Below are 21,113 nucleotides of genomic sequence, written 5' to 3' on the forward strand. Positions count from 1 at the left end.
GTTTTCCCTAGGGAATTGCATCAGAATAAGGGGAGAGGGGCATGGAATTCATCACCACGCGCGACGAGTTGAGGACGATCTACAAGACGCCTCGGCTGACCGACGGCTCGATCCGCAAGGAATTGAAGACATTGGACGGCCACTGCCGTTCATTCATCGGCAAGAGCCCGTTCGTGCTGATCGGCTCGTCCGACGGCGCCGGCAATGCCGATGTGACGCCCAAGGGCGACAGGCCGGGTTTTGTGGCAGTGCTCGACGAGAAGACCATCGCCATCCCCGACCGGCCGGGCAACAACCGGCTCGACACGCTGGACAACATCCTTCTCAATCCCTCGGTCGGGCTGCTCTTCCTCATTCCCGGCATGAACGAGACGCTGCGTGTCAACGGCGATGCCCGCATAACCGTCGATGCGGCGTTACGCGAGCGGCTGGCGGTCGACGGCAAGGCGCCGCAAAGCGTCGTCGTGGTGACGGTCAAGGCCGCCTATATGCATTGCGCCAAGGCCTTCATGCGCTCCGAACTGTGGAAGCCGGAGAGCTGGTACGACCGCGCGACGCTGCCGACGCTCGGCCAGATCCTGCGCGACCAGCTGGCGCTCGCCGATTCGGCCGAGGCGACCGACCGCTGGCTGGATGAGGAATACAGGGAGACCATGTGGTAGCGTGCCCGGCAACGAATCGCCCAAGCCGGTCTCCATTCCTTTGCTGAACATCCTCGCCATCTCCGGCAGCCTGCGCGCCGCCTCGACCAATTCGGCCCTGGTCGCGGCACTCGCGCAAAACGCGCCGCCGGACTGTCACGTCTCCGTCTACGATGGACTTGGCCGGCTGCCGATCTTCAACCCCGACGACGAAGGCGAGCGGACGCCGCCGCAAGCAGCGGCGCTGATCGACGCGGTCACCGCCGCTGACGGCCTCATTGTCTCCTGCCCGGAATATGCCCACGGTATGCCAGGCGGCCTGAAGAACGCGCTCGACTGGCTGGTGTCGCGCGATGCCGCCGTCGGCAAACCGGCCATGCTGGTCCACGCCTCGCCGCGCTCGCTGTTTGCCCGCGCCGCACTGGCCGAGGTCATGCGGACAATGTCTTTCGCGCTCTATGGGGAGGCAGCGCTCGAAATAGCGCTGCTCGGCAAGAAGCCGCCGGAGGTGGAGGATATCTTATCGCAGCCGGAAAACCGGCTGACGATGCGCGATGCCCTATCCGCCTTCGCGGAGTTCATCCGCTCGCGTTAAGTGGCGGCCATCGTGCTGTCGTTATCCCAGGGCAGAGCGAACGCGAAGCGAGCGTCGGCGATCCTTCGCGCCCCCCTCTGTCCTGCCGGACATCTCCCCCTCTTGGAGGGAGATTGGCCGTCATCCCCGCTTTCGCCAACCTCCAACGGTGAAAGACGGGCTAGGCGACGAAGCTGCCGATCTCCCCCAAGTGGGCCCTCGTGGGGGAGATGGCCGGCAGGGCAGAGGGGGCGCTGTCCCGCAGGCCTCTCGCAAACTTCCGCCTCGCTGCCGTTCCGTCGGGAGATTAGCCCTTCCGTCTCCGCGTCTCGACGTCGGTCCCGCCGACGAACCAGTCGCGTGCAGCGACCTCCTCGAAAACCACCCAGACATCGTTGTTGGTCAGGCCGGTGACGCCGGTGATGGCCGCTGTCACCTGGGCGGCGATCGCGGCCTTTTTGCCGGCCGGGTCGTCGGCAATCACCTCCTTGACCAGGCGGATATTCACGAATGGCATGGTTCCCTCCCTTGCATATGCTTGGCAGCCGCTCAGTAGGTTTTGGCGCCGTTGACCATGAGCCGGACCATGTAGAGCGATGTGGTGCCGGCGATGTAGAGGCAGTTCAGCTTGTTGCCGCCGAACACGCAATTAGCAACGACTTCTGGTACCTTGACCTTGCCGATCAGCGTCCCGTCTGGATCGTAGCAATGGACCCCGTCGGCGGTGCTGGTCCAGATGCGGCCGTCCGCATCCAGCCTGAAACCGTCGAACAGGCCGGCGGTGCAGTCGGCAAAGACCTTTTCGCCTGAGACCGTCTTGCCGCCCTGGCCGACATTGAACACCCGGATGTGCGCTGGGTTTTGCGCACCATGCGTGCGGCCGGTATCTGCGACATAGAGCTTGCTCTCGTCGAGCGAGAAGGCGAGCCCGTTGGGCCTGACCATGTCGGTGATCACCGCCTCGGTCTCGCCGGTGCCGGGATCGACCCGGTAGACATGGCAGGCGCCGATCTCGCTTTCGGCCTTGTCGCCCTCGTAATCGGTATCGATGCCGTAGCTCGGATCGGTGAACCAGATCGAGCCATCGGACTTGACCACCGCGTCATTGGGCGAGTTCAGCCGCTTGCCGCGCCATTTGTCGGTGATGGTGATGACCGAGCCGTCATGCTCGGTGCGGCTGACGCGGCGGCCGGAATGCTCGCAAGTAACCAGCCGGCCTTGCCGGTCGACGGTGTTGCCGTTGGAATTGCCGGACGGCTGACGGAACACGCTGACGCTGCCGTCGGTCTCGTCGTAACGCAGCATGCGATTGTTCGGGATGTCGGACCAAACCACATAGCGCCCGGCTGCAAACCAGGCCGGTCCTTCCGCCCATCGGCAGCCGGTAAACAGCCTGTCCACCTGTGCATTGCCGTTGAAAAGCCGCGAAAAGCGCGGATCGAGAACTTCGTAGAATTCGCTGGCCATGGTTCCTCCCGGTAGCAGTCGCTTGGCAAGGGCGCGATCAAGCCAGCCTGCGATCGATATGGCAAGATCGATGATGCGTCTGAAGCATTATGGAAGCGAATGCTGGCCCGGACGGCAGGTCACATCCCGTTAACCGGCTATGCGCCCAGCGCAATGGTGCATTGCAACATCTTATTTTTGCAACGCACCATAACTATGTCATGCTCCGTATCGATCAAGGGAGGAACAACTGGCCGCGAAATGCGGCGCAAAAGGAAACTCGCTATGATCATCGACAGCCTCATGAGCCGCGCTCGCGCCAGCATCGCCAAGCGCCGGCATTACAACCGCCTCGTCGCCGAAATCGACAGCTTCAGCAGCCGCGACCTCGCCGACATGCGCGCCGACCGCTCAGAAATGCTCTACCAGGTCCACAAGCAGATCTACGGCTGAGTGAATGGGATCGGGCTTAGCCCACCCATTCGATCCAGCGGCCGTGGTAATCGCAATGGGCCAGGCGGTGCGTCTCGCCGCCCGGCCATAAAGTCAGGCTGAGTACCGCCCAATTGTTTGTGGGATCGCGCGGCTCCATCCTCAGCCTTGCGATAGGCGCAGCGGCCGTGGCCTGTCTGCCCGCCTGCTCCAGGGCGACGATGATCGCATCCTTGGTCGCCCGCGGCAGGTATTGCCACATGATCGAATGATAGAGCACAAAAGCGCCACCCTCCTGCCGCGCGGCCAGCGCCTTCCCGACAAAATCCGCCGCGTCCGCTTTGACAAGTGGCGGTCGAAACTTTTCGGCAAGTGACAGCGCAGCGTCGAGCCGGGCCAGCCGCGTAGCCTGATCGGCCCAGACGTAAGACCGAAGCCGTAACCGTGTGGCTGCGTCGGCGACATCTACCGGCGCGATGTCACAGCCGGCGCGGTGGCGGACGTCGATCGCTCTACCAAGCGGAACAGCGAGTCCGCGCACCTCCGGCGCCAACCGAACGGTGGAGGTCCGGTCGCCCCACTCGGCATCGCCGTAGCGGTAGTGAAAGCTGTCGAACAGGAGATTGAGCCCAGCGCTGGCGCCAATCTCGCACAAGTCCAGCGGCAGGCCGGTTTCCCGCGCGACCGTCAGAAATCCAGGCAGCAGCATCGCCGACCGGGCGATTTCATTGGTCTGCGGCGCACCGGCGAGGCCGGCGACGATCCGCTCGTCGGATCGCGCAATTGCCTCCGGCAGCACCGCCGCGATCTCGGATTCGCTTGTCTGGTTGGGCGGATAGATCAGTGCCAATCGCTCATTGGCACCCGTCAGGACCAACCCATGCAGCGCGCCGCAAAGCCGCAATGCGAGGGCGTCGGCGCGCGCGTCGCCCGGCCAACCGAGCACCGCCTGCCCGGTCCTGGTGTTTGCGTCGAGAACCTTAGCGAGCGCACGGCATAAATTCGCGGTGAAAGGCGAGCCAAGTCCATCGCAGGCTTTCGCCTGTGCCAGAAAATGATCGCGGATGTCTCGTTCGTCCATCGCGTTTCAGGTGTCTCAGCCCGGAGCCGCGAGCGCCTTCTCGATTTCGGGTAACAGCAGCGTCCGCGCCGAGTCCGGCGTCAGCGGCCCGACATGCTTATAGGCGATCTTGCCATCCTTGCCGATGACGAAGGTTTCCGGCACGCCGTAGACACCCCAGTCGATCGCCGTGCGTCCGGCTTGGTCGACGCCGATCGCCTGGAATGGATTGCCGAGATCGCCAAGGAACCGACGGGCGTTTTCCGGCTGGTCCTTGTAGTTCAGCGCCGCCATGACGAAGCGTCTGTCCTGCGACAGCGCCAGCAGCACAGGATGCTCTTCGCGGCACGGCGCGCACCAGGACGCGAAGACGTTGACCAGCGTCACCTTGCCGGCGAACTGTTTTGAATCGAGGCCCGGCAAATTGGTGCCTTCGAGCGCCGGCAGGTTGGTCTGCGGCGCCGGCAGGCCGATCAGCGCTGACGGCACTTCCGACACGTCGCGCCCGGACAAAAGCTGCGCCAGGAACAATCCCGCCAGCCCGAGAAAGACCACCAGCGGCAGCAGCACGATCAGGCGGCGGCGCGCCGGTGTTTGGGTTTCCGTGCTCATGATTTTACTGCCTTATCGGAGCGCCGGCGCACGCCGGATGCCTCCAGCTCGGCAAGCTCTCGCTTGCGGCCGCGCTGGTCGAGCAGAATCCAGCCGATCAGCCCACCCAGCACCACGGCCGTGATCGCATAGGCGGCGGTGACATAAAGGGCGTGAACGCTCATTTTCCCGATCCAAGGCTTCTCACGGCGGAATTCATAGCCTCACCGGCTGTTTGTCGCAATGAACGGGTCTGCGGCAGATTTGCGGTTATCGCAAGCCGAAGGTCACTGCGAACGCAAAACACCTGATATGTTTTTGATACGCATGTATTGGCACGTCAGAGACAGCCTGACAGCCCCTTCGCAGGTAAGCAGGATTCTACCGGCGTCATCCCACATCCTGATTGCACTCCAGCCATGGCTCCGGAACTTGCGAAGGCTAATCGATTCGACCGCGATGAACTCAAGCCCGAAAGACACGGCATTGAACGCCGCCCATTTGGCGGGGGGCCGGTAGGGGAGGACGGTCGAGATGAAGGAAAGGTACATGCTAGGCCCTTCACGATTGATTTCGGCCTTGGTTACCTCGACGGAAGACAGGTCCGGATAGTTGCCGTAGATTGTCTGGAGAAAGATCGGGTTCTCTATGCGCAGCGGCCACATCAATCCGTTCCGTGCCGAAGCGCCAGCGCCGCCGCCACCGGCCCGAGCACGGCAAGGAACAGGGTCAGCGCGGCGAGAATGAGGAAGGGCTGCAGAAAAGGATCGGGGTTCGCCACCGCGCCATAGCTTGCTGATACGCCGAAGATCAGCACGGGAATGGTTAGCGGCAGCACCAGCACCGAGATCAGCAGGCCCCCGCGCGGCAGCGCCACCGCCACCGCGGCACCGGCGGCACCGATGAAGGTGATCGCCGGCGTACCGACCAGAAGCGTCAGCGCCGTCGCACCGATGCCGATGGGCTCCATGTTCATGAACAGGCCGAGCAAGGGAGCGGCGATGACCAGCGGCAGCACGCTTCCCGCCCAATGCGCCAGGCATTTCGTCAGAACGGTCAAGGCCAGCATGTGCCGGTCGTTGCCAAGCACCAGAAGATCGAGCGAGCCGTCCTCGCGGTCGGCCTGGAACAGCCGGTCGAGGCCGAGCAAGCAGGCCAGCAATGCGGCGATCCACAGGATCGCCGGGCCGATGCGGGCCAGCAGCTTCAGCTCGGGACCGACGCCGAAGGGGATGGTCGCGATAACGGCGAGAAAGAAAATCACGCCGGTAAGCGCCCCGCCGCCGGCGCGGATACTCAGGCGGATGTCGCGCAGGAAGAGGGCTAGCATGATGTGAGATGCTTTCGCCCGTGAAGGAATGCCAACATCAGCCGGTCATCCTCAATTCCTTTCCCTCGATCCCCAGCGGCAAATGCGTCGCCGCAACCACGATCCCCCCACTCTCGAGGTGTTTCCCCATCAATTCGCCGAATCTCTCCTCCGAAGCCTTGTCCAGTCCTGCCGTCGGCTCATCGAGCAGCCACAATGGCCGGTGGCTTACCAGCAGTTTTGCAATCGCCGCGCGGCGACGTTGCCCGGTCGAGAGATAGCCGAAAGGCAGATGGCCGATGCCGCCCAGCCCGACGGTTTCCAGCGCCTCTTCAACACCCGCGGAACCGGCGCCCGAAAAATCGCGCCAGAAGCACAGGTTTTCCGTAACGCTCAGCGCCGTCTTCATCGCGTTGAGGTGGCCGAGATAGTGACACGCCGAGGCGGCCGACGGAAAGTCTTCGCCACCACCTTCGAGCCGCACACGGCCTGCCGCCACCGGCAACAGTCCGGCGACGATCCTGAGCAGCGTCGATTTGCCGGCGCCGTTCGGCCCGGTGACGACCAGCGCCTGGCCATCCCCCAGCGCGAATTCGATGCCGGAAAATACCGTCTCGCCGCCGCGTTCGCCGCCCAGATTTTCGGCGATCAGCCGCATCCGTCCCCCTTCGCCGAAAGTTCAGGCGCGGCTTCGGTGCGCCGCAGCAAAAATGGCGATTCCGTGTCTAGAACTATTCCAGAAAATTCTCTATATCCGCATCATCCGTGCCAGCGGTCGGCACGGGAACCGAATTTGCGCCGAACCAGCGCGCGTGCCGCCTTGAACGGCCCGGACGCTTGGGAACGGATAGCGGAAATGGCCGTACCCGCACCTTTGCGCGTGATTTGCATGCCCACTGGCGTCCGTTCCCTTCCGGCAACCGACAGTTAGGGATCGCACGTGTCCAAATCACTCGACAGCTTCAATTGCCGCCGCACGCTGACCGCCAGCGGCACCGAGTACATTTACTATGACCTTGTCGAGGCCGAAAAGAACGGCCTCACCGGTATTGCCCAATTGCCCTATTCGATGAAGGTGCTGCTGGAGAATCTGCTGCGCAACGAGGACGGCCGTTCCGTTACCAAGGAGAGCATCCAGGCGGTCGCCGGCTGGCTGACTGACCGGGGCACCGCCGGCGTCGAGATCGCCTATCGCCCGGCTCGCGTGCTGATGCAGGATTTCACCGGCGTTCCAGCCGTGGTCGACCTTGCCGCCATGCGCGACGCCATGGCCTCGCTCGGCGGCGATCCGCAAAAGATCAATCCGCTGGTGCCGGTCGATCTGGTCATCGACCACTCGGTCATCGTCGACGAATTCGGCACGCCGTTGGCTTTCGCTCGCAATGTCGAGCTTGAATATGAGCGCAACGAGGAACGCTACAAGTTCCTGAAATGGGGCCAGCAGGCGTTCCGCAATTTCCGCGTCGTGCCGCCCGGCACCGGCATCTGCCATCAGGTCAATCTCGAATATCTCGGCCAGGTCGTGTGGACCAACAGCGAAGACGGCGAGACCACCGCCTATCCCGACACCTGCGTCGGCACCGATTCACATACCACGATGATCAACGGCCTCGGCGTGCTCGGCTGGGGCGTCGGCGGCATCGAGGCGGAGGCCGCGATGCTTGGCCAGCCGGTCTCGATGCTGCTGCCTGAAGTCATCGGCTTCCGGCTCACCGGCAGGCTGAGGGAAGGCGTCACCGCCACCGACCTGGTGCTCACCGTCACCCAGATGCTGCGCAAGAAGGGCGTCGTCGGCAAGTTCGTCGAATTCTTCGGGCCGGGCCTGTCCAACATGACGCTGGCCGACCGCGCCACCATCGGCAACATGGCGCCGGAATATGGCGCCACCTGCGGCTTCTTCCCGGTCGACAGCGAAACCATCCGCTATCTGACAATGTCCGGTCGCGACGAAAGCCGCATCGCCCTGGTCGAGGCCTATTCGAAGGCGCAAGGCTTGTGGCGCGATGCCGGCTCGGCCGATCCGGTCTTCACCGACCTGCTGGAGCTCGATCTCGGCAGTGTCGTCCCGTCGATGGCCGGCCCGAAGCGGCCGGAAGGCCGGGTCGCACTTGAAGACATTCCGGCTGGCTTCGCCAAGGCCATGGAGTCCGAATACAGGAAGGCCGCCGAAATCGACAAGCGCTATGCCGTCGAGGGCACGAGCTACGATCTTGGCCATGGCGATGTGGTCATCGCCGCCATCACCTCCTGCACCAACACATCGAACCCGAGCGTGCTGATCGGCGCCGGGCTGTTGGCGCGCAATGCCAACCGGCTCGGCCTCAAGCAGAAGCCGTGGGTCAAGACCTCATTGGCGCCGGGCAGCCAGGTCGTCGCCGAATATCTCGAGAAATCCGGCCTGCAGAAGGAGCTCGACCAGATCGGCTTCAACCTGGTCGGCTTCGGCTGCACCACCTGCATCGGCAATTCCGGCCCATTGCCGGCGCCGATCTCCAAGACCATCAACGATAAGGGCTTGATTGCTGCGGCAGTCTTGTCCGGCAACCGCAATTTCGAAGGCCGCGTCTCGCCCGACGTGCAAGCGAACTATCTCGCCTCGCCGCCACTGGTCGTCGCCCACGCGCTGGCCGGGACCGTGACCAAGGATCTGACCACCGAACCGCTCGGCGAGGATCGCAACGGCAATCCGGTCTATCTCAAGGATATCTGGCCGAGTTCGGTCGAGATCCAGGAATTCATCGAGAAGAACGTCACGCGCGAATTGTTCGCCCGCAAATATGCAGACGTCTTCAAGGGCGACGAGTACTGGCAGAACGTCAAGGCGCCGGAAGGCCAGACCTATGCCTGGGACGACAATTCCACCTATGTGCAGAACCCGCCCTATTTCGCCGGCATGACGTCGGGCTTCGGCAAGATCGGCGATATCAAGGGCGCGCGTGTGCTCGGTCTGTTCGGCGACAAGATCACCACCGACCACATTTCGCCGGCCGGTTCGATCAAGGCGGCCTCGCCGGCCGGCAAGTACCTCACCGACCACGGCGTCGGCGTCGCCGATTTCAACCAGTACGGCACGCGCCGCGGCAATCATGAGGTAATGATGCGCGGCACCTTCGCCAACATCCGCATCCGCAACCACATGCTGGGCGAGAACGGCCGCGAGGGCGGCTACACCATCCATTACCCGTCGAAAGAAGAGGAATCGATCTACGACGCCGCCATGCGATACAAGAAGGAAGGCGTGCCGCTGGTCATCTTCGCCGGCGTCGAATATGGCAACGGCTCGTCGCGTGACTGGGCGGCCAAGGGCACCAATTTGCTGGGCGTCCGCGCGGTCATCGCCCAGTCCTTCGAGCGCATCCACCGCTCCAATTTGGTCGGCATGGGCGTGATCCCCTTCGTCTTCGAGGAAGGCACCTCATGGGCCTCGCTCAACCTCAAGGGCGACGAACTGGTCGAGATCGACGGACTGGGGAACATCAAGCCGCGGCAGAAGATGATCGCCAGGATCACCTACGGCGACGGCAGCGTCAAAGAGGTTCCGATCATCTGCCGCATCGATACGCTGGACGAGCTCGACTACTTCAAGAATGGCGGCATCCTGCAATACGTGCTGCGCGATCTGGCCGCTTAAGGGAGTAGGGCAATAAGGGAGTAGGGCAGTAGGGTGAAGCAAGGAGAAGCGACTTATCCCCTACTGCCCTACTGCCCTACTGCCCTACTGCCCTACTGCCCTACTGCCCTAATTCCCGGCTTTCCGAACCGCGCTGTCGCCGCCAGCAGCACGCCGAGCATCAGCCCGTTGAATATGTGCCACAGGAAATGCGTGCCGAGCGGAAAGCCGCCGCAGACCAGCGGATCGATCATCCGGCAGATGACCGACACGACGAAGATCGCCGAGCCCGCCAGATTGTACCAGCCGGCACGGTTGCCGCTGGCCGCCACCATGGCGCCGAAGAAGGCGAGCGCCAGGAAGGGCGGCAGATAGCCGGTCGTCCCGTTCGACGCCTGGCGCAGCCAGTCGGGCACGGCAAAGGTCACCAGCCCGGCGACGGCATAGAAGGCGACGAAAATGGCGATCGCCTTGCCCCATTTCATGCCGAGAAAACGCCGCAGGTTGAACAGCGTGTAGGCCAGCGTGAACCCGGCGATCGGCAGCACGTCGGCCCAGACCGTGCCACGGTTGGCAAAGGTGTGGAACAGCGACGAGCCGACGCCGATCGCCACCACCCACCAGGCCAGCACTTCGGCGAAGGTGCCGGTGCCGCGCTTGCGCACCTGCCAGACACCCCATAGCCCGGCGGCAAAAAAAGCCAGATTGCTCAGCGCATTGAGCGGCTCGGCCCAGAATTCCGGCCCCGTCCGTTCGCAATAGAGGTCGACCGGCGCCAGGAGAGATTGCCACATGCTGATTGCCGCCCGAATCGCTTCCATCGTAAAGTGCAAGTCCACCTATTGCGCCCTTGCCAGCGGTTGCAACGGCAAAATTTCACCGCAACGTGACTTCCCGTTGACTGCCGCTTCTGCCACATATTTCGACAACCAGAACAAAGCCGGCGTCACCGGCGGGATCGGAACGGCTATGCCATCTCGAAGACCATTGCGGCTTGCGGCCCTTGCGCTGGCCCTCTCGGCGTTTGCCGGCAGGGCCCTTGCCGAGCCAACCGACAAGCCATTAGGCGTCGTCGAGCTCTTCACCAGCCAGGGATGCAACTCCTGTCCGCCGGCAGATGAATTCTTCGCCGAGCTCGCCGCCAAAGAGGACATCGTCGCGCTCGCCTATCATGTCGATTATTGGGATTACCTCGGCTGGCAGGACACGCTGAGCCGCAAGGAAAATACCGAGCGGCAATACGAGTATATGCGCGCCTTCGGCAGTCGTTCCGTCTACACCCCGCAAGCCGTCATAAACGGCCGCAGCCATGTCAACGGCGCCAGCCGCAAGGAAGTCGACGGCGCGCTGGCCCGCATGGAGAGGGTCGGCGAAGGCATGCGCGTCGGCATCAAGGTCAGCCGGACCAGCGATCGCGTCATGATCGATGCCGGCGACGCTGTGACCGGCCCAACCGACGCGCATGTCGTCATCGTCTATTTCAATCCGCCGCAGACGATAAAGATCGGCAAGGGCGAAAACAGCGGCCGCAGCATGACCTACTGGAACGCCGTCTCCAGCATCCAGACCGCCGGCATGTGGCACGGCAAGGCGCAGCGCTACGAACTGCCGATGAGCGAGATCGCCAAGAAGGGCGGCTGCGCCGTGCTGCTGCAGTCGGTCGGCAAGGACGGCATGCCCGGGCCGATCCTGGGCGCAGCCTTTATCCGCAAGCCTTAAGCGGGGACCTCTCCTTCTCCCCTTGTGGGAGAAGGTGGATCGGCGCGCAGCGCCGAGACGGTTGAGGGGTGCTGGAAGAATTGAGGCGGCGGCGATTTCAAGGAAATTGCCAAGCTGGAACACCCCTCATCCGTCGCCTTCGGCGACACCTTCTCCCACAAGGGGAGAAGGGATAACCGCGCTCAAGCCTCCGACGACAGCCTATCTGGATGGATCGCATCGCCACGGCCAATAAAAAACCGGCGTCAGCTTGCTTCTGACGCCGGTCATTTAGGTTTTGGGATCGTCGCACCCGATCTTTCCAAGGAAAAACCGAGGTTGGTTCGATCCGACGCAGACCCGTGGGCGGGGGGCTTGGGGTTTACGAGCCGGTGCCGGACCGAACCGTCTCAGGCAACGCCGGTAAATTCGTCGGACATTGGGGCATGAGCACGGATAAAAAAGGGCAGGATTGTGGCAAAGCATCACCAATTTCAACAGGCGTTTCGCAAACGTGACTGGACGCTGGAGAAACCGCGCGGTGCTGCCGTTGCCCGGCCGGGCCTTGCAATTCGGCAACGAAAGCGCCAACTTTGGTCGGCGTACGATTCATTGCGAGGATCCAGGCATGACTGATCGCAGCAGCGGGACGGAGGATGGGGACGCATCCGCAATATTGATCCCGCTGCATGAGGCAAGACGCGAACGCCTCGACCAGCCGGTGCGGTTCGACCGGCGCGAACTGGACCAGATCCTCAGGCTCTACGGCCGTATGGTTGCCGCCAATGAGTGGCGCGACTATGCCATCGACCATCTCGCCGACCGCGCCGTTTTTTCCGTCTTCCGCCGCACCAGCGAAGTGCCGCTTTTCCAGATCGTCAAGGATCCGAAGCTGGCGCGCCGGCAAGGCGCGTTCGCCGTCATCGCCGCCGGCGGGCGCATCCTCAAGCGCGGCCAGGAACTCGGCCGGGTGCTTGGCGTGTTCGACCGAACACTGAAGCTGGTCGAGGCGTAACCCTTTATTTTTGCAGGCGGAACTTGCGCTCGGGCAGCGATTGCGGATCAGGCGGGATGGACGCCCCGCCGTTGATCGGCAGCTGCATGAAAACCGTGTCCAGCCAGCGTCCGTGCTTATAGCCTGAGCCTTCCAGGCGGCCGGAATGACGAAAGCCGAGCTTCTCGTGCAACCTTACCGAGGCGCTGTCGGGCCGGCCGTCGCCGATCACCGCGATGATCTGGCGAAAACCCGCCGCCTTGGCCGCTTCGATCAGCCCTTGCATCAAGAGCAGCCCGACGCCTTGCCCTTTGGCCTCGGGCGCGACATAGACGGAATCCTCGACGACGAAGCGGTAGGCCGGGCGCGGCCGGAACGCCCCGGCATAGGCATAGCCGAGCACGGCGCCGGCCTTTTCCGCAACGAGATAGGGAAAGCCGCCCGCCATCAGAGTGTCGAAGCGCGTGCCCATCTCGGCGCGGCTCGGCGGTTCGAGTTCGTAGCTCGCCGTGCCGTTTATCACCGCGTCGGCATAGATTTCCGTGATCTGGTCAAGGTCGGCCAATGTCGCGGCGCGTATCGTGATGCTGCTCATAATTTAGGCACGTCGTTCATCTGCCCTATATCACAGCAAAAGCCGGGACAAAAGAAAAGGGCGGCCATTGGGCCGCCCTTTCCAAACTCGCTGGTCCAGGAAAACCGTACTTAGCGACGGTCGCCCATGAACTGCAGCAGAAACATAAACAGGTTGATGAAGTCGAGATAGAGCCTCAATGCGCCCATGATCGCCTTGCGGCCGGCGACATCGGTCTCGTCGCCCTCGAAGTACATCTCCTTGATGTTCTGCGTGTCGTAGGCGGTGAGGCCAGCGAAGATCAGCACGCCGATCGCCGAAACGGCGAAGGAAAGCGCCGACGACTGCAGGAAGATGTTGATCACCATCGCGATGATCAGGCCGACCAGGCCCATGACCAGGAACGACCCGAACGCCGAGAGATCGCGCTTGGTCGTGTAGCCGTAGAGCGACAGCCCGCCAAAGGCGGCGGCGGTGGCGAAGAAGGTCTGCGAGATGCTGGCGGTGGTGTAGACCAGGAAGATCGACGACAGCGACAGGCCGACGAGGCCGGCGTAGACCCAGAATGTCGTCTGCGCGGCCGAAACGCTCATCGACTGGACGCGGAACGACAGGAACATCACCGCTGCCAGCGGGGCGAAGATCACCAGCCATTTCAGCGGCGAGCCGAAGATCGCGTAGCCGAACGAGGTCAGCATCTCGCCGCTTGGCAACGTCGCGACCGCCGAGGCGGGATCGCTGGTAGTGGCCAGCATGATTGTGCCGACCGCGGCAAGGCCGGTGATGAGGAGGCCAAGCCCCATCAGATTGTAGACCTTAATCATGTAGGCCCGCAGGCCCTGGTCGATGGCAGCATCGACGCCGGCGCCGGGCACGGCGCGCGTCTGATAATTGCGAACGGGATCAGCCATGGAAATCCTCATATTGCTTCTGCCCCGTCCGGTGTCAGGTCCTTTTGAACCCAGGCGCCGCTGGCGGGGCTCCAGCATGCCTGCGCCGAAATATGATGGTTCTTGGCGTAAAGGACAAGACCGTAACCAAGCGTAATGCTCCGTGAAGTGCCGGAGATACGGTTTTATTGGCCTTCCCGCCCGGAACATTACCGAGATTTAATCGAAACCGGCTCTGGCTCAAAGATTCCGCAGCACCGGCGCCGCCTTGTGGCCCAGCACCCGCCACGTGCCGGCAAGGCCGATGCCGACCGTGACCACCAGCGAAAAGCCGATGGTCGCCACCGCCACCTCGGGCATGAAGTGCGATGGCAGCGTCATGATGCGCGCGACGACGAACCATGCCGCCACAGCGCCCGCCGCCAGCGCGAAGATCGCGGTAGCAAGGCCGATCAGCATGTATTCCAGCGAAAACGCGGCGATCAGCGTTTTTCTGGTCGCACCCAGGGTCTTCAGCACCACCGCGTCGTGAATGCGAGCCCGGTTGCTGGCGGCGAGCGCCCCGGCCAGCACCAGCACCGAGGCGATCAACGCCACCCCCGCTGCTGCCCTGATTGCTGTGCCGAGCTGCGCCACCAGCCGGTTGACGATTTCGAGCGCGTCCTTGACCCTGACCGTCGTCACCGCGGGAAAGGCACGCGTGACGGCGTTGAGAAGATGCGCATCGTCGGCTGCCGACGCATTCGTCTCGGTCAGCGTCGCCAACCAGCCATGCGGCGCACCGGCGAACGTGTTGGGCGAGAACACCATGACGAAATTGATGCCTATGGTTTCCCATTCGACCTGGCGGAAATTGGCGATCTTGGCCGTGATGTTGCGGCCGAGCACGTTGACGGTGATGGTGTCGCCGAGCTTCAGCCCGATCTCTTTGCCTTCCTCGGCGGAAAACGAGACCAGCGGCTCGCCGGCATAGTTCTCCGGCCACCAGCTGCCCTCGGTCAGCGTCGCATTCTCCGGCAGCTTTGCGTCATAGGTCAGGCCACGGTCGCCGCGCAGTACCCAGGCGCCTTCGGCCGGAACCTTGACCTTGTCGACATTGACGCCGTTGAGCGCCATCACCCGGCCGCGCAACATCGGCACCTTGATCAGCCTGCCTTGCGGTGCCTCTTTGCCGACCAGCGCGGAGAAGGCATCGACGTCACTGCTCTGGATATCGACGAAGAAGAAGTTCGGTGCCCTTTCCGGCAGGCTGCCCGAGATCTGCCGCCTGAGATTGCCGTCGATCAACGCCAGCGTCACCAGCAGCGTCAGCCCGAGTCCCAACGACAGCACCACGGACGGCGTCAAGGCGCCAGGCCGATGGATGTTGCCGATGGCGAGCCTGAGCGCGGTCGAGCGCACGCGCGGGCTTTTCTTCGCCGCCCACTGCACCAGCGAGCCGACCACACGCAGCACCAGGAACGAAAAGATCGTGGCGCCAACGAAGATCGAGGCAATACGGCGGTCGCCGGAAAACAGGATCGCCAGTACCGCGAGCAACAGCGCGATGCCCAATGCCGCGGCGATATAGAGCGGGCGGGGAAAACCGCGGCCCTCGAAACCCATTTCGCGAAACAGCGCCGTTGCCGGCACGTCGCGGGCGCGGCCGAGCGGCAGCAAGGCGAAAGCCAGCGTCACCAGCAGCCCGAACAGCGCTGCCATGCCGAGGGCGCCGGGATAGAACCCACCTTCCGCCGGCACTGGAATGACCGATTGGAGTGCGGCGCTGGCCGCGAACGGCATCAGCGCGCCAAGCACAAGGCCTAGCGTGATGCCGAGGGCGGCGATCATCAGGATCTGCACCAGATAGACGGCAAAGACGAAGCCGCCCGAAGCCCCCAGGCTCTTGAAGGTGGCGATGACGCCGCGCTTGCCGTCGAGATAGGCACGCACCGCATTGGCCACGCCGACGCCGCCGACCACCAGCGCCGTCAACCCAACCAGAGTCAGGAATTGCGAGAACCGTTCGATGTTGGAGGACAGCGCCGGCGCCGCGTTGCTGCGGGTGCGGATCGACCAGCCGGCCTGCGGGAACTGGTTTGCCGCCTGCTCCTGGATCGCCTTGATCAGTGCCTCAGTGGTGCCGCCAGGCAGGCGGACCTTATAGGCGTTCTCGACCAGGCTGCCCGGCTGGATCAGGCCGGAAGCGGCAAGCCCGTCGGTCGACACCATCAGCCGCGGCGCAAAACCGAAGCCATCCGACACTGCATCCGGCTCGTTGACCAGCCTGGCACGCAGCTCGAACGTCGCGCTGCCGAGCTTCAGCCGGTCACCGATGCCAAGGTTCAGCCGCTCGAACAAGAGGTCCGGCGCGGCGGCGCCGAAGACCCCGGATTTTTCGCCGAACAGATCTTCTCGCGACAGCACCGGCTCGGTCTCCAGCGCGCCGTAGAGCGGATAGGCGCCGTCGACCGCCTTGGCCTCGACCAGCGCCTGGTCGGAGCCGTCCTCGAGCCTCGCCATCGAGCGCATATTGGCACTGTGCGAAACCGTGCCAAGCCGGTCGAGGAAGCTGCGTTCGGCTCTGGTCGGATCGCGTTGGTTGAGCTGGAAGCGGAGATCACCGCCGAGCAGCGTCTGGCCCTGGTCGGCAACACCGGCGGAAATAGCCTGCGCCACCGAATTGACGCCGCCGATCGCAGCGACGCCGAGCGCGATGCAGGCAAGGAAGATCAGGAAGCCGGACAGCCCGCCACGCATTTCTCGCAGCGAAAACCGAAAGGCGAGCCTCAGCGTGCGCGCCAGCGGCATCATGCGGTCATCCTGCCAGCCCTGGTGGCCGGCTTAGGCGCGTCTTCGATCAGCCCCGACCGCATCGACACCTGGCGCGAGCAGCGCGCCGCGAGTACCGGGTCATGCGTGACCAGCACCAGCGTCATGCCGCGTTCGGCCGCCTTGGCAAACAGCAGGTCGGCGACGTGCCGCCCCGTCGCCTGGTCGAGATTGCCGGTCGGCTCGTCGGCGATCAGGATGCGTGGCGACGGTGCCAGCGCCCGGGCGATCGCCACGCGCTGCTGCTCGCCGCCAGACAATTCGCCGGGGTAATGGGTGACGCGATCGCTCAAGCCCACCGCCGCCAGCTCGCGTGCCGCCACGCCGAATGGATCGACATGGCCGGCAAGCTCCAGCGGGACCGCAACGTTTTCCAGCGCCGTCATATTGGGGATGAGATGGAAAGACTGGAACACGATGCCGATGTTTCGTCCCCGAAACGATGCGATCTGATCTTCGCTTTTGCCGTTGAGCAGCTCGCCGGCAATTCGGACCGTGCCCGAATCGACCCTTTCAAGCCCGGCCAAAACCATCAGCAATGTCGACTTTCCCGAACCTGAAGGTCCAACGATGCCTGTCGCTTCGCCGCCCGCCACATCGAGGCTGACGCCCTTCAGCACATGGACCGAGGATGCACCTTCGCCGAGCGTCAGCGATACGTTTTTCAGCGAAATGACGGCTTCTTCCAAAATCAAATCGTCCTATATGGGGGATGAAGGCTAGTGCATCCGATGCTCGACAAAGACGAAAACCTGCCTTCGCCAACAGATGTTCCTGGTCATATGGGGCCGGCCGCATGGCTTTCAAACACACCTTTGCCGCAGCGTTCGCCCTTTTCCTCGCCATTTGCGGCGCCATTTCGTCGGCGCGTGCTGAACCATTCACCATTGTCGGTTTCGGCGACAGCCTGATGGCGGGTTATGGCCTCGGGCCAGGTCAGGGCTTCACCGAGAAGCTGCAGGCGGCGCTGCGCGCCAAGGGCTACGATGTCACGGTCGCCAACGCCGGCGTCTCCGGCGATACGACGAGCGGCGGTCTGTCGCGGCTCGACTGGTCGGTGCCGGACGGCACGCAACTGGTCATCCTGGAGCTCGGCGCCAACGACATGCTGCGCGGCGTTTCGCCCGCCATAGCGGAAAAGAACCTGGACGCCATGCTGGCAAAGCTGAAGCAGCGCAAGATCGCCGTTTTGCTTGCCGGAATGCGCGCGGCGCCCAATCTCGGCGCCGACTACCAGAACGCCTTCGACGCGACCTTTCCGCGACTGGCTGAAAAATATGGCGTGCCGCTCTATCCTTTCTTTCTCGAGGGCATCGCCGGTCAATCCGTCCTGCAACTCGAGGACGGCCTTCATCCGAACGCCCGAGGCGTCGACCGTATCGTCGAGGGTATCCTGCCCAGTGTGGAGAAGACCATTGAAGCGGTCCGGGGCAATTCCTGAAGGCGAGGGTTCGCCGTCGCAACACCTTCCGCAAGGGAAGCTTTTAGGCAGGCCTGCGACCAACAAACCCCTTGCCCCGTTTGAATATCGATGATTCGCTAGGGGCAAGAGTTCGATTCGAGGACAGGAGGCTTCCCATGCCGCGTCTTTTTACCGCCCTCGAGATACCGCGTGATGCCGCTCTTTCGCTGTCCCTGCTCAGGGGCGGCCTGCCGGGAGCCCGCTGGATCGACGTCGAAAACTATCATCTGACGCTGCGCTTCATCGGCGATGTCGAGGGCCATGTCGCCGACGACATCGCCAATGCGCTTGACCGTGTTCACCGCCCGTCCTTCCCGCTGACGCTGTCCGGCGTCGGCGCCTTCGGCCAGAAGAAGCCGCATGCGGTGTGGGCCGGGGTCGCCGCTTCGCCCGATCTTTCCGCATTGCAGGCCGAGATCGAGCGCATCTGCCAGCGGCTCGGCATTCCGGCCGACCCGCGCAAGTTCATGCCGCATGTGACGCTGGCCCGCCTGCGCAATTCGAGCCCGCTCGACGTCGCCCAGTACCTGTCGGCACGCGGCAATTTTTCGACGCTGCCGTTCCGGGTCGGCCGCTTCGTGCTGATGTCGTCGCGCGATTCGGTCGGCGGCGGGCCTTACGTCGTCGAGGAGGCCTGGCCGCTTTCAGGTGCTGACAACCGCGTCGCCAGCCGTTTGGTCGGCGGCGCCGACGCTTCGCGGATCATGCGGTAGACGGACATGGCCAGGGAGAAACTAGCAAAAGAAGCGATCCGCGCCGAACTTGCCGGCCTCGACGGCTGGTCGCTGGCCAAGGATGGCGGCTCGATCACCCGCACCTTCACCTTCAAGAATTTCTCCGAAGCCTTTGCCTTCATGGCCCGCGTCGCCCTGGCCGCGGAGAAGATGGACCACCATCCCGACTGGTCGAACGTCTATAAGACGGTAAACGTGACGCTCAGCACGCACGACGCCGGCGGCCTGACCGCGCTGGATTTCGATCTGGCCAGGAAAATGAACCGCTATTTCGGCGGCTGAGCCTGTCTGCACCTTGCAGCGAGGTTCGGCTTTCACCACATTTTGCCTCGCGGTCACGCGTGAAGCCACGCGACGGCCGCAAGGAGAGGTTGATGGCGCAAAAATCCGGTTTTGATTTCTTCGGCCTCGGCAGCAAGCCGGGCAACGAGAGCGAAGTGCGCGAAAAGTTCTGGCGTACGGCGAAGAAGGCCGCCCGGCAGATCCCGTTCATGGAAGAGGTGGTCGCCGCCTATTACTGTGCCATGGACAAGAAGACGCCGCTTCGCGCCAAGGGCACCTTGCTTGCTGCGCTCGGCTATTTCGTGCTGCCGACGGACGTCATCCCCGATTTCATCCTTGGGCTAGGCTTCACCGACGACATCGCCGTGCTGACCGCCGCGATTACCGCCGTCAGCGCCCACATCACGCCGGCGCACCGGCTCGCCGCCAGGCAGGCCATCGCCGACAAGAGCTGAGCCGGTACGGCGCAAAAAATCGCGCGAGACTTTCCGGCCGTCAAACCCACCGCCGCACCCGCGCCTTGTAGGCGCGATAGGCATCTCCGAACTTCCGCTCGAGATAGCGCTCTTCCGGCGCGATAACGCCGGTATTGATCACCCACAGCAGGGGGATGACGAGCGCGATAGCCCAAAGACTTCCGGCCGCGACGCCGAGGCCCAGATAGACGAGGGTCGTTCCCAGATAGAACGGATTCCTGGTGCGCCGATAGATACCGTCGACGACCAGCGCCGTCGTCGGCAAGGTCGGTGGTATGTTGGTGCCAGCGGCCTGAAAGCGGCCCGCCGCCATAAAGATGAACACGAAGCCGCACACCGCGAGCACAGCGCCGGTCAGATAGCGGGCGAGCGCCTGCCCGGCCATGACCGGGAGCGGCACGAGCACCTCGAGCACGGTTGCCGCCACCAGGAAGCCAAGGAAGATCAAAGGCGGCAGCGCAATGACCCCGGCCACGTCGGGCGCGCCCGATCCGCCCGCCGTCTCCCCGGCATCCGACCGGCGCACCGCGCCACCGGCCGTCCGCCGCATGGCGACACGAATGCCGAACACAATCGCCAGGACGGCTGTGCCGCCCGCGAGGATCAGGACTGTCTCGGAAACGGCCATGGCCAAATCTCCCGTAAGCCGCCAGGGAGGGCACCCTGGCCGAGCGCCGTAGCGGCGAACGCAGACATGGTACCGCCTGCAGGGAAATTCGTCACGCACCTCAAAAAGCGAGAATCGCGGCAAGACCTAGCTGCTTGAAAAGTCAAACTCTTGCCGTTTTCGTGGCCTCCAAGTCGCGGCAGGGACATTGCGCCAGCCGCTTTTTCGAGCGGCAGCGTGAAGACGGCGGCGGTTTCCTGGCGTGAACATCCTTTTCTCAGGGGAATTTCACCGTTTGGTAACCCAGATTAAATCAAAATGAAGCGACGGGCAGGACGCCGAGCCGGCCTGCCGCCGCACCAGTGGAATACGGGAAAAGCGATGCGCGGATTGATTGCTATAGTTTCCAGCCTGGCCCTGGTGGCCTTGACGGCGCCTGCGCTGGCGCAGTCGGCAACCAAGATCGGCCAGCATAATGCCTGGGGCACCTACAGTTATCAGGCGTCGGGCGGCGGCAAGGTCTGCTATGTCCTGACGGTGCCAACCGACAAGCAGCCGCCGACGCTCGATCACGGCGACATGTTCTTCTTCGTCAGCCAGCGGCCTGGGCAGCAAGTGTCCTACGAGCCGCAATTCATCGCCGGCTATACCTTCCAGGAAGGTTCCAAGGCCACCGTCACCATCGACAAGAAGTCTTTTTCGATGTTCACGCGCGGCAAGTCGGCCTGGGTCGAGAACGCCGCCGAGGAGCCGGTGCTGATAGCCGCGATGAAGACCGGCACCGACATGAAGGTGTCGGCCAAGTCCGGCCGCGGCAACACCACCACCTACGTCTTCTCGCTGAAGGGCATCTCGGCGGCGCTGGCCTCGATCGCCAAGTGCAAGTAGGCGGTTAGGCGCGGTCTTCCCTTCTCCCACAAGG

The 21,113-nt window shown here is 63.4% G+C and carries 25 protein-coding genes; 11 read left to right on the forward strand and 14 right to left on the reverse strand.

All coding sequences use genetic code 11. From position 1 onward, the window contains the following. Positions 1-41 precede the first annotated feature (41 nt). Complete coding sequence (locus NKH67_RS17915) at positions 42-662, forward strand: pyridoxamine 5'-phosphate oxidase family protein (protein WP_352470818.1); 621 nt, start codon at positions 42-44, stop codon at positions 660-662. A gap of 40 nt (positions 663-702) precedes the next feature. After that, positions 703-1,236 (forward strand): NADPH-dependent FMN reductase, encoded by a 534-nt coding sequence (locus tag NKH67_RS17920; protein WP_352470913.1) that lies wholly within the window; start codon positions 703-705, stop codon positions 1,234-1,236. Between the two features lie 286 nt (positions 1,237-1,522). Here NKH67_RS17920 and NKH67_RS17925 read toward each other — a convergent pair whose 3' ends face one another. After that, positions 1,523-1,732 (reverse strand): tautomerase family protein, encoded by a 210-nt coding sequence (locus NKH67_RS17925; protein ID WP_352470819.1) that lies wholly within the window; start codon positions 1,730-1,732, stop codon positions 1,523-1,525. Positions 1,733-1,764: 32 nt separating this feature from the next. After that, positions 1,765-2,682 carry an SMP-30/gluconolactonase/LRE family protein gene (locus NKH67_RS17930; RefSeq protein ID WP_352470820.1) on the reverse strand — a complete coding sequence of 306 codons (918 nt, stop codon included), beginning with the start codon at positions 2,680-2,682 and terminating at the stop codon, positions 1,765-1,767. A 264-nt stretch (positions 2,683-2,946) separates the two neighbouring features. Between NKH67_RS17930 and NKH67_RS17935 the strand changes: the two genes are divergently transcribed. Further along, on the forward strand, positions 2,947-3,114 hold the full coding sequence (locus NKH67_RS17935) for a hypothetical protein (RefSeq protein ID WP_023721879.1): 168 nt from the start codon (positions 2,947-2,949) through the stop codon (positions 3,112-3,114). Between the two features lie 16 nt (positions 3,115-3,130). Here the strand turns inward: NKH67_RS17935 and NKH67_RS17940 are convergent, their stop codons facing one another. From NKH67_RS17940 to ccmA, 6 genes are all read right to left on the reverse strand, one after another. Beyond that, entirely contained in the window at positions 3,131-4,174 is a 1,044-nt protein-coding gene (locus tag NKH67_RS17940; protein ID WP_352500812.1) for a DUF2332 domain-containing protein, read from the reverse strand. Between the two features lie 15 nt (positions 4,175-4,189). Beyond that, positions 4,190-4,765, reverse strand: a complete 576-nt coding sequence (locus tag NKH67_RS17945) for a DsbE family thiol:disulfide interchange protein (RefSeq protein WP_352491647.1) — start codon at positions 4,763-4,765, stop codon at positions 4,190-4,192. Continuing rightward, positions 4,762-4,929, reverse strand: a complete 168-nt coding sequence (ccmD, locus tag NKH67_RS17950; RefSeq protein WP_352456348.1) for a heme exporter protein CcmD — start codon at positions 4,927-4,929, stop codon at positions 4,762-4,764. Before ccmD ends, NKH67_RS17945 begins: the two co-directional genes overlap by 4 nt. 102 nt (positions 4,930-5,031) lie before the next feature. Continuing rightward, on the reverse strand, positions 5,032-5,409 hold the full coding sequence (locus NKH67_RS17955; protein ID WP_352470823.1) for an Imm50 family immunity protein: 378 nt from the start codon (positions 5,407-5,409) through the stop codon (positions 5,032-5,034). After that, the gene (gene ccmB / locus NKH67_RS17960) at positions 5,409-6,074 is read right to left on the reverse strand and encodes a heme exporter protein CcmB (RefSeq protein ID WP_352470824.1); all 666 of its coding nucleotides are present in this window, start codon (positions 6,072-6,074) and stop codon (positions 5,409-5,411) included. The genes NKH67_RS17955 and ccmB overlap by 1 nt, the downstream gene beginning before the upstream one ends. A gap of 37 nt (positions 6,075-6,111) precedes the next feature. Further along, positions 6,112-6,711: a heme ABC exporter ATP-binding protein CcmA gene (ccmA, locus tag NKH67_RS17965; protein ID WP_352491649.1), complete on the reverse strand. Its 600-nt coding sequence runs from the start codon at positions 6,709-6,711 to the stop codon at positions 6,112-6,114. A 282-nt stretch (positions 6,712-6,993) separates the two neighbouring features. On the opposite strand from ccmA, the gene acnA reads away from it, so the two are divergent. Further along, positions 6,994-9,684, forward strand: a complete 2,691-nt coding sequence (acnA, locus tag NKH67_RS17970) for an aconitate hydratase AcnA (RefSeq protein WP_352500813.1) — start codon at positions 6,994-6,996, stop codon at positions 9,682-9,684. Positions 9,685-9,776: 92 nt separating this feature from the next. Here the strand turns inward: acnA and NKH67_RS17975 are convergent, their stop codons facing one another. After that, a complete protein-coding gene (locus tag NKH67_RS17975) occupies positions 9,777-10,457 on the reverse strand; it encodes a ceramidase domain-containing protein (protein WP_352470827.1) in 681 nt (226 codons plus the stop codon). Between the two features lie 175 nt (positions 10,458-10,632). Between NKH67_RS17975 and NKH67_RS17980 the strand changes: the two genes are divergently transcribed. Both NKH67_RS17980 and NKH67_RS17985 read left to right on the forward strand, forming a co-directional pair. Then, positions 10,633-11,382 carry a DUF1223 domain-containing protein gene (locus tag NKH67_RS17980; protein WP_352470828.1) on the forward strand — a complete coding sequence of 250 codons (750 nt, stop codon included), beginning with the start codon at positions 10,633-10,635 and terminating at the stop codon, positions 11,380-11,382. 607 nt (positions 11,383-11,989) lie between these two features. Beyond that, positions 11,990-12,376 (forward strand): DUF2794 domain-containing protein, encoded by a 387-nt coding sequence (locus NKH67_RS17985; protein ID WP_031212724.1) that lies wholly within the window; start codon positions 11,990-11,992, stop codon positions 12,374-12,376. Between the two features lie 4 nt (positions 12,377-12,380). On the opposite strand, the gene NKH67_RS17990 is transcribed toward NKH67_RS17985, so the two are convergent. The 4 genes from NKH67_RS17990 to NKH67_RS18005 all read right to left on the reverse strand — a co-directional run bounded on the left by NKH67_RS17990 (position 12,381) and on the right by NKH67_RS18005 (position 17,319). Continuing rightward, the gene (locus tag NKH67_RS17990; protein ID WP_352470829.1) at positions 12,381-12,950 is read right to left on the reverse strand and encodes a GNAT family N-acetyltransferase; all 570 of its coding nucleotides are present in this window, start codon (positions 12,948-12,950) and stop codon (positions 12,381-12,383) included. A gap of 110 nt (positions 12,951-13,060) precedes the next feature. Then, positions 13,061-13,840 (reverse strand): Bax inhibitor-1/YccA family protein, encoded by a 780-nt coding sequence (locus NKH67_RS17995; protein ID WP_254817871.1) that lies wholly within the window; start codon positions 13,838-13,840, stop codon positions 13,061-13,063. A 219-nt stretch (positions 13,841-14,059) separates the two neighbouring features. Continuing rightward, positions 14,060-16,609 (reverse strand): ABC transporter permease, encoded by a 2,550-nt coding sequence (locus NKH67_RS18000; protein WP_352470914.1) that lies wholly within the window; start codon positions 16,607-16,609, stop codon positions 14,060-14,062. Next, positions 16,609-17,319, reverse strand: coding sequence for an ABC transporter ATP-binding protein (locus NKH67_RS18005; RefSeq protein ID WP_352470830.1), 711 nt, complete (start codon positions 17,317-17,319; stop codon positions 16,609-16,611). The genes NKH67_RS18000 and NKH67_RS18005 overlap by 1 nt, the downstream gene beginning before the upstream one ends. Before the next feature lie 107 nt (positions 17,320-17,426). Between NKH67_RS18005 and NKH67_RS18010 the strand changes: the two genes are divergently transcribed. The 4 genes from NKH67_RS18010 to NKH67_RS18025 all read left to right on the forward strand — a co-directional run bounded on the left by NKH67_RS18010 (position 17,427) and on the right by NKH67_RS18025 (position 19,563). Beyond that, entirely contained in the window at positions 17,427-18,071 is a 645-nt protein-coding gene (locus NKH67_RS18010; RefSeq protein ID WP_352450197.1) for an arylesterase, read from the forward strand. A 137-nt stretch (positions 18,072-18,208) separates the two neighbouring features. After that, positions 18,209-18,805: an RNA 2',3'-cyclic phosphodiesterase gene (thpR, locus tag NKH67_RS18015; protein ID WP_352470831.1), complete on the forward strand. Its 597-nt coding sequence runs from the start codon at positions 18,209-18,211 to the stop codon at positions 18,803-18,805. A gap of 6 nt (positions 18,806-18,811) precedes the next feature. Continuing rightward, positions 18,812-19,108, forward strand: a complete 297-nt coding sequence (locus tag NKH67_RS18020; protein ID WP_352470832.1) for a 4a-hydroxytetrahydrobiopterin dehydratase — start codon at positions 18,812-18,814, stop codon at positions 19,106-19,108. Positions 19,109-19,200: 92 nt separating this feature from the next. Further along, a complete protein-coding gene (locus NKH67_RS18025; protein WP_031212728.1) occupies positions 19,201-19,563 on the forward strand; it encodes a YkvA family protein in 363 nt (120 codons plus the stop codon). A 40-nt stretch (positions 19,564-19,603) separates the two neighbouring features. Here the strand turns inward: NKH67_RS18025 and NKH67_RS18030 are convergent, their stop codons facing one another. Continuing rightward, positions 19,604-20,212, reverse strand: coding sequence for a methyltransferase family protein (locus NKH67_RS18030; protein WP_352456357.1), 609 nt, complete (start codon positions 20,210-20,212; stop codon positions 19,604-19,606). A gap of 360 nt (positions 20,213-20,572) precedes the next feature. Between NKH67_RS18030 and NKH67_RS18035 the strand changes: the two genes are divergently transcribed. Then, complete coding sequence (locus tag NKH67_RS18035; protein WP_023721899.1) at positions 20,573-21,079, forward strand: invasion associated locus B family protein; 507 nt, start codon at positions 20,573-20,575, stop codon at positions 21,077-21,079. Positions 21,080-21,113: the final 34 nt, after the last annotated feature.

Origin of the sequence: Mesorhizobium sp. M0968, from assembly GCF_040319065.1 — a bacterium.
In the GTDB taxonomy this organism is placed as follows: Bacteria; Pseudomonadota; Alphaproteobacteria; order Rhizobiales; family Rhizobiaceae; genus Mesorhizobium.

Coding starts and splice junctions, on each gene's coding strand:
- NKH67_RS17915 (WP_352470818.1), top strand. CDS start 42: ATGGAATTCATCACCACGCGCGACGAGTTGAGGACGATCTACAAGACG.
- NKH67_RS17925 (WP_352470819.1), bottom strand. CDS start 1,732: ATGCCATTCGTGAATATCCGCCTGGTCAAGGAGGTGATTGCCGACGAC.
- NKH67_RS17930 (WP_352470820.1), bottom strand. CDS start 2,682: ATGGCCAGCGAATTCTACGAAGTTCTCGATCCGCGCTTTTCGCGGCTT.
- NKH67_RS17935 (WP_023721879.1), top strand. CDS start 2,947: ATGATCATCGACAGCCTCATGAGCCGCGCTCGCGCCAGCATCGCCAAG.
- NKH67_RS17940 (WP_352500812.1), bottom strand. CDS start 4,174: ATGGACGAACGAGACATCCGCGATCATTTTCTGGCACAGGCGAAAGCC.
- NKH67_RS17945 (WP_352491647.1), bottom strand. CDS start 4,765: ATGAGCACGGAAACCCAAACACCGGCGCGCCGCCGCCTGATCGTGCTG.
- ccmD (WP_352456348.1), bottom strand. CDS start 4,929: ATGAGCGTTCACGCCCTTTATGTCACCGCCGCCTATGCGATCACGGCC.
- NKH67_RS17955 (WP_352470823.1), bottom strand. CDS start 5,409: ATGTGGCCGCTGCGCATAGAGAACCCGATCTTTCTCCAGACAATCTAC.
- ccmB (WP_352470824.1), bottom strand. CDS start 6,074: ATGCTAGCCCTCTTCCTGCGCGACATCCGCCTGAGTATCCGCGCCGGC.
- ccmA (WP_352491649.1), bottom strand. CDS start 6,711: ATGCGGCTGATCGCCGAAAATCTGGGCGGCGAACGCGGCGGCGAGACG.
- NKH67_RS17975 (WP_352470827.1), bottom strand. CDS start 10,457: ATGTGGCAATCTCTCCTGGCGCCGGTCGACCTCTATTGCGAACGGACG.
- NKH67_RS17980 (WP_352470828.1), top strand. CDS start 10,633: ATGCCATCTCGAAGACCATTGCGGCTTGCGGCCCTTGCGCTGGCCCTC.
- NKH67_RS17985 (WP_031212724.1), top strand. CDS start 11,990: ATGACTGATCGCAGCAGCGGGACGGAGGATGGGGACGCATCCGCAATA.
- NKH67_RS17990 (WP_352470829.1), bottom strand. CDS start 12,950: ATGAGCAGCATCACGATACGCGCCGCGACATTGGCCGACCTTGACCAG.
- NKH67_RS17995 (WP_254817871.1), bottom strand. CDS start 13,840: ATGGCTGATCCCGTTCGCAATTATCAGACGCGCGCCGTGCCCGGCGCC.
- NKH67_RS18000 (WP_352470914.1), bottom strand. CDS start 16,609: ATGCCGCTGGCGCGCACGCTGAGGCTCGCCTTTCGGTTTTCGCTGCGA.
- NKH67_RS18010 (WP_352450197.1), top strand. CDS start 17,427: ATGGCTTTCAAACACACCTTTGCCGCAGCGTTCGCCCTTTTCCTCGCC.
- thpR (WP_352470831.1), top strand. CDS start 18,209: ATGCCGCGTCTTTTTACCGCCCTCGAGATACCGCGTGATGCCGCTCTT.
- NKH67_RS18020 (WP_352470832.1), top strand. CDS start 18,812: ATGGCCAGGGAGAAACTAGCAAAAGAAGCGATCCGCGCCGAACTTGCC.
- NKH67_RS18025 (WP_031212728.1), top strand. CDS start 19,201: ATGGCGCAAAAATCCGGTTTTGATTTCTTCGGCCTCGGCAGCAAGCCG.
- NKH67_RS18030 (WP_352456357.1), bottom strand. CDS start 20,212: ATGGCCGTTTCCGAGACAGTCCTGATCCTCGCGGGCGGCACAGCCGTC.
- NKH67_RS18035 (WP_023721899.1), top strand. CDS start 20,573: ATGCGCGGATTGATTGCTATAGTTTCCAGCCTGGCCCTGGTGGCCTTG.